This window comes from Stieleria sedimenti (assembly GCF_025060895.1).
Classification (GTDB): domain Bacteria; phylum Planctomycetota; class Planctomycetia; order Pirellulales; family Pirellulaceae; genus Stieleria; species Stieleria sedimenti.
In genome coordinates, this window is record NZ_JANZKV010000099.1 from 60,852 (window position 1) to 67,695 (window position 6,844).

Genomic DNA, 6,844 nt, shown 5'->3' on the forward strand with positions numbered 1-6,844 from the left:
CCGCGACCGAAGGCCGGTCCGCCCCCAAACACCACCGAACGACACCCCTCGTCTGAATTTCAAATGCCCAAGTTCCAGCAAGCCACCCTCGCCAACGGACTGCGCATCGTTGCCGAAACGGATCCGCGAAATTACTCGATGTCCTTGGGGTACTTCGTCCAGGCCGGATCGCGAAACGAACTCGACCCACAATCCGGGCTCAGCCACTTTCTTGAACACATGATGTTCAAGGGGACGCAGCGGCGGAGTGCCGAAGACGTCAACCGCGAACTCGACGAACTCGGCGGCCAATCCAACGCCTACACGTCCGAAGAACAAACGGTGTACTACGCGACCGTGCTGCCCAAGTTCCAGGACCGAATCGTCGACTTGTTGACCGACATGATGTCGCCGATTCTCGATGGAGACGAATTCGAGACCGAACGCAACGTCATCTTGGAAGAGATCGCCAAGTACGAAGATCAGCCTCCCTTCGGTGGATTCGAACGCGCGATGGAAATCTACTTTTCGCCGCGTGGGCTGGGACGACGGGTGCTCGGCACCAGCGAATCGATCGAAGCGATGACGGCCGAACGGATGCGTGACTATTTCAAGCAACGCTATCGCCCCGAGAACATCGTGCTGGCCGCCTCCGGCAACGTCGACTTTGACGCTCTGGTCGGTGAGATCGATAAACGCACGGCATCGTGGGCGGACCGAGTGGCCGCGGAAACGCTCCCCGCCGATGACGCCGATTCGATCCCCGAAGGAATCGAGTTGTCCCATCGAGTCGTGACACCCGATGCGGTGCAGGCCTACTGCATCCAGATCGGCAACGGCCCCTCCTCAGGCAGCAGCCAGCGGCATGCGGCGCGGTTGCTGGCAACCATCCTGGGCGACGAAGGCGGCAGCCGGTTCTTCTGGGATTTGATCGACACCGGGCGTGCCGAAGTGGCGACGTGCTGGCCACAGGAATTCAGTGATTGCGGCGCCTGGTTCAATTACCTGGTTTGCGTGCCCGACGATTTGGAAAGCAACCAACGCTTCATGCGCGAAATCATCCACAGCGTCGTCGAGAAAGGCGTCACCAAAGAAGAGCTCGAGCAAGCGGTCAACAAGACGGCGGCCGGCTACATCATGCAGAGCGAACGACCGAGCAATCGATTGTTTAGCATCGGCAGCCGCTGGTTGATCCACAACGAATACGTCGACCTGGATCAATCCCTGACCAACATTCGGTCGGTCGATCAGGCCGCGATCGCCGAGGTCGCCAAAACCTATTTGTCCGAAGAACCGACGGAAATCTTGGCCTTGTGAGGCAATGTTGCGAAGCCTTCGTGAGCGGAAGGGCGCGAGCGGTCTGTCGACTTCATCGGGATCGGTTGAGTCAATGGTGAGCCACTGGCCGTAAGGCCTCGGGCAGCGTCGGAATGCCCGGCCGCTGACGCGTCGCGGCTCACAAAAACGACAGCCCGCTTGCGCCCTGCCGCTAAAAAACGAGTCGCGCATGCCATTGCGCGATGGGCCCGCCAAGACGCGCGGGCGCATCGATCATCAACGCCTACCGACGACCGCTGTACCGGGAGTTGCTGGTCACGAACCGATCCAGATCCTTTTCCAGTTGGATCAGCTCTTCGTCGAGCCACGTGGCAAACTCCGCCCGCGAGACGCCTTCGACCAGCGCGGTGAACTGATCCCAATTGGTCGTGATCACCTGCTTGGCCGATTCGCTCTTCAAACTTGGCGTTTGTTTGTCGCTGGATGTCGACATATCGAAACCCTCCGGTTGGGGGTGGTTATGATGTGATCAAATCTGGAAACTGAATCTCAGTCCCACCTCGTCTCTGCCAGTTAGACGCGCCCACCAAGCTCGGGGTTCATCGTAATAACAAAGGTTCTTTGGGGAATGTTGTTTCAGTCGCAGCAAGCCGCATGCCTTTTTTCGGCGTTGCCGCGCCCTTCTTGGGGACTGACCGTGGAATTCATCCTCTTTTCACTCGCAAAACAACTCGAAAATTTATTTTTGGCAATCTCGAACCGATTCCGATGCAACCAGGGGTGTGTCGTTCTGGCGACGGTTTGTTTCAAAACTGCCACTTCTTCATGCAGCGGACGCCTCCGATTGCTCAAAGAGACCGCACTGCCATAGAATACTCCGTTATCGTCTGATAAAGGAGCCCGTTGCGACTTTAAATATTTTTTTGGCCGATTTAGCACTCGGATTACCAGGGTCAATGAAGCGGTAGGGGTCACGGTCACTGTTTCGCCAGCCATTTTTCGCAGCGTTTGGCGGAAATTTTGATCGAGGTGCCTAGCGGCTGGGCAAACAGGCTGACTCGCAATTCTTCGATCATCCAGCGAAATTCGTCCGCGGAGCGGGCTTTGGGATGCTGTTCCGAATCGGCAAAACGTGCGATCCATTGCTGCCAGAGCTCCCCGATGGTTTCCGCACCGGATTGATCGCGTGATCCGGCACCGCTACGCAGTTTGTCCAGCCGATAGGTGATCGCCGACAGATAGCGTGGGTAGTGCTGAAGCCACCGCCAGGGTGTGACAGAGAAGAAGTCAGGATGAACCAGCCAGCGGAGCTGTTGCTGCACGTCCTTGCCGGCGGCGGAGAACCGCGAGTTGGAAAGCGATTCGATTTCGCTCCGCATGTTCAAGTACGACTGGCCGAACGGGGTCAGCCATTTGGCGACTTCTTGAACGGCGACGGAAATGCGTTCCACGCGATCGATCCTGCGCGCTTCGAATGCCTCGCGGCTCCGCACCAGGTCTTGGTTTTCCACAAACGCGATCCGTGCCAGCAGGTCGATCAACGACGGTTCGAACTGGGCCGCTGGAACCGCGCCGGCGAGTCGGATTTTGGTTTCGTTCAATTCCGGCAACCAACGGACTTGGCGTCTCAGTTCTGCGCGTTCGCTGATCGCGTACAGTCGGGTCAGGCCTTGCCGCATGATGGAATCGGCGGTGGCTTGGTCGGGGAACAATCCGATGGTGACATGATCCCCCTGGTCGACGAGTGCTGGATACTGCGCGACCCGCACCCCGCCGCGCTGCCGCGTGACATCGACCGGCAAATGATCCAGATCGAAGGAACGCATCGGCTCGCTCGGCAAATCGGCATCCACCGGGCCGCCGGCGTCGTTGGATGCTTCGCCACCACTGCCTCCGAATTGCCTGGCCAGCGGATCGACCGATCGACCTTGCGCGATCAGCTTGCCCTCGTCATCGACGACCGAGATCAGGAACCGCAGATGATCGTCCAGTTTTTCGTCTTGAAAATCAGATTCGCTGATCGTCATTTCCGCATGGCGTGACATCGCACTGCACAGCGCGGGCATGAAGGGGACTTGGCCGTATTGGGGCAACAGTTCTTCGTAGAGTTGCTGGGCGACGTCGGCCGCCGGAACCAGGTTGCGACGAATCCGCTTGGGCAGCGATTTGATCATCGCGATGATCTTGCCCGGCAGCAGGCCCGGGACGAGCCAACCGAGTCGATCGTCGCTGATTTGCGAGACCGCCGCTTGGTGGATCCGCAAGCTGACACCATCATCTTCGGCGCCGGGTTCGTACCGATACTGCAGCGGCAGTTCGGTTTTACCGACGGTCAGCTGGTCGGGAAACGCGTCACCGGAGATTTCATCCGTCGTGATGTCGATCAAATCGGACGGCATCATGAACAACGTGGTCTCGTCGTCTGGCACGTCCGGCCGGTCATGCAACCAGGCCGACAGCGCCGACGAATCGGTGAGCCGGCGGGCCCAATCGGGCACCGGCATCGTTTTGGCCAGTTTCTCCAGACGTCCCTTGTCACAAACCTCGGCCGGTAAGCGTTGTTGGTAGAACTGCGCGACAACAAAGTCATCGACGACCATGTCGCGTCGTCGCGTCTTGGCCGCCAGCACTTCGAACGATTCTCGGAGTGATCGGTTGTGTCGCACAAATCTGGCATTGGTTTGCAATTGCTGTTCGACCAGCCCGTGCTGGATCAGCAGGTCGCGTGCCGTGGCCGGATCGACCGGAGGCAGCGGCACGCGGCGGCGGACGACGATCGGCAGTCCGAACAAGGATTGACGTTGGTAACAAAACGCACCGCCGGACTTCTGACTCCAGTGTGGATCGCTGTACGACGACTTGAGCAGGTGGGCAGCGACGGCTTCGACCCATTGCGGCTGAATCTTCGCTACGGTGCGGGCATATTGTTTGCTGGTTTCAACCAGTTCGGCGGCGACGATCCACTTCGGTTTGGAATCGAACACGCCGCTGCCCGGCCACAGGAACAGCTTTAAATTGCGTGGACCCAGGTAGACGTTTTTTTCGCCGGCCATGGCGACGCCGGACAGGAAACCGCTCAGCAGCGCCTGGTGGACCGCTGCATAGCGTTCTTTGTCGATCGTGTGTTTGGTTTGATCGTCGGCGAACTCAATCGCACCGATTCGCCGTCGCGGGGACGACGTGGCCGCGACCCGCGAGCGGTTCAGGTCGGAGGCGATTTCGCGGAGTTGCCGGTAGGTATCGGCCCATTCCCGCATGCGTGTCGGTGACAGGAAACGCCGACGCAGTTGTCGTGTGAGCTTGGCCCGTGAGCAATCGGCGCGGGCCTGTTCGTAGTACCGCCACAGCCTGAGGAACGAAAGGAAATCGCTTTCGGCATCGCGGAATTCCGCGTGCGCCTGGTCGGCCGCCTGCTGCTGGTCTTGCGGACGTTGTCGGGGATCGGGGATTTCCATCGCCGCCGCGATCGGCAAGATTTCCGGCAGCACACCCAGTTCATCCGCAGCGAGGATGATGCGTCCAATCCGCGGATCGACCGGCATGCGGCCGAGTGACTTTCCGATCACCGTCAATTCTTGCTGTTCGTCGATCGCACCGAGTTCCAGCAACGTCTGCACGCCTTCGCGGATCGATTCCGGTCGCGGCACATCCAACAGCGGCAACGAGTCCAGCGATCCGAATCCCAGCATCTTGCTTTGCAGCACGACCGAAGCCAAGTTGGTCCGACGTATCTCGGGTGTCGTGAAGGCATCACGGGACTCAAAGTCCATGGGTGAATACAGACGCACGCAGACGCCGGGACCGACGCGGCCGCAGCGACCGGCGCGTTGATCCGCACTCGCACGGCTGACCGGTTCGATCGGCAATCGTTGCAGTTTGCTGCGTGGGCTGTAGCGGCTGATGCGTGCGGTGCCCGTGTCGATCACCGAGCGAATGCCGGGCACGGTCAGCGAGCTTTCCGCGACGTTGGTCGCAAAGATCAACCGTTGTTTCTGGCCGCTGGGATGAAAGATCCGCTGTTGATCTTTTTGCGGCAACCGCGCGTACAACGGCAAGATCTCGACACGTCCCTCCAGTCCCAGACGTTTGTAGTGACCGGCCACGCGATGCGACACCAAACGGATGTCACGTTCGGTGGGCAGAAAGATCAGCGTGTCACCGCCGCCGCTGTGACCGCGCGACAGATCTTTGATCCCAGCGATCACATGGTGCGCCAGGTCATACGAACGGTTCTCGTCGGCGACGTCTTCCCAAGGAAGATACCGCATCTCGACGGGATAACCGCGGCCTTCGATGGTCAAAATCGGTGCCGGCCCTTGTTCGTCACCAAAATGTTCGGCGAACCGTTCGGCGTCGATCGTTGCCGAGGTGATGATGATTTTCAGATCCGCGCGTTTTTGTTGCAGCCCCCGCAGGTACGCGAGCAAGAAATCGATGTTCAGCGAGCGTTCGTGAGCTTCGTCGATGATGATCGTGTCGTATTGATCCAGGAATCGATCCGAACCGGTTTCCGCCAGCAGAATGCCGTCGGTCATCAGTTTGATCATCGTTTCGGGACCGGTCTGGTCGCCGAAGCGAACTTGGTAACCGACCTGCTGTCCGAGTGGACATTGCATCTCCTCGCACAACCGCGTGGCGATGCTGCGGGCGGCCAGCCGTCGCGGTTGGGTGTGACCGATCATCGCGGCGCGACCGCGACCGGCTTCCAAACAGAACTTGGGCAATTGGGTGCTTTTGCCGCTGCCGGTTTCGCCACACACCACGATCACTTGACGCGAATGAATCAGTTCGATGATCTGATCCTTGTAGCCGGTGATCGGCAATTCGGCCGGGTAGTCCAGCCGCGGTGTGTACGATTCGCGTTGTCGGCGTCGGGCGATCGATTTGGCCAAACGCGATTCAAATTCTTCGTTGGAAAGACGCTTTTGTTGGCGGCGGAGCCGAAACTGGTCGGCCCGCATCGCGTACTCGATCACCAGTTGGTCGTGGGGAATGTCGGCGGCGTCGAGCTGGGTCGGGGATTCAGACGCGGGGGCTTTCGCGGACGCTTCCGGTCGGGCAACGTCGCCCTCGTCACCACCCGACGATGCCGAGGTCGCCTCGTCGGGCTCGGGCTGAGGCTCCAATCGAGGGCTGGAAGGTTTGAAATTCATGGAGCAGGGGAACAGAAAACGCGGCGAAGAAGTCAGGTGGAAGACCACACGGTACGAAATTATCGCCGGCCTGACAGTGGGCGGGGCAGGCAAACGAACAAGCCCCAGCGACACTGGCAGGACACCCGCCGGTTCGCGCAGACGCCGGTTCCGGGTTGGACGTCATCCTCGCTGCGATCGACCCTCCCTGCGGGACGTCGCTTCTTTTACTGCAGGATTTGGCAACCGATTTAGATTCTCTCCCTCTGGGGGTTCTTCGCGGATTTTAATGGCTAATCACTCAGGACCGAGGTTTTTTGAGGCATTGCTGCGATGTCCGAATGGGTGTTGGACGACAACCGCTCGGTTCAAACGCCCCTCCGGCGACGCGGGCCGGTGGAGGGCACCAAGCACCTTCGCCGCATCGCAGACCAGGGTGATTCCTAGGCGGGTTG

The 6,844-nt window shown here is 59.5% G+C and carries 3 protein-coding genes; 1 reads left to right on the plus strand and 2 read right to left on the minus strand.

What is annotated here, in order from left to right; translation table 11 throughout:
• Positions 1–63: 63 nt before the first annotated feature.
• Complete coding sequence (locus NZK35_RS14170) at positions 64–1,296, plus strand: M16 family metallopeptidase (protein WP_259633187.1); 1,233 nt, start codon at positions 64–66, stop codon at positions 1,294–1,296.
• Positions 1,297–1,540: 244 nt separating this feature from the next.
• On the opposite strand, the gene NZK35_RS14175 is transcribed toward NZK35_RS14170, so the two are convergent.
• Complete coding sequence (locus NZK35_RS14175) at positions 1,541–1,750, minus strand: hypothetical protein (RefSeq protein WP_259633188.1); 210 nt, start codon at positions 1,748–1,750, stop codon at positions 1,541–1,543.
• Positions 1,751–2,234: 484 nt separating this feature from the next.
• On the minus strand, positions 2,235–6,410 hold the full coding sequence (gene hrpA, locus NZK35_RS14180) for an ATP-dependent RNA helicase HrpA (RefSeq protein ID WP_259633189.1): 4,176 nt from the start codon (positions 6,408–6,410) through the stop codon (positions 2,235–2,237).
• Between the last annotated feature and the right edge of the window lie 434 nt (positions 6,411–6,844).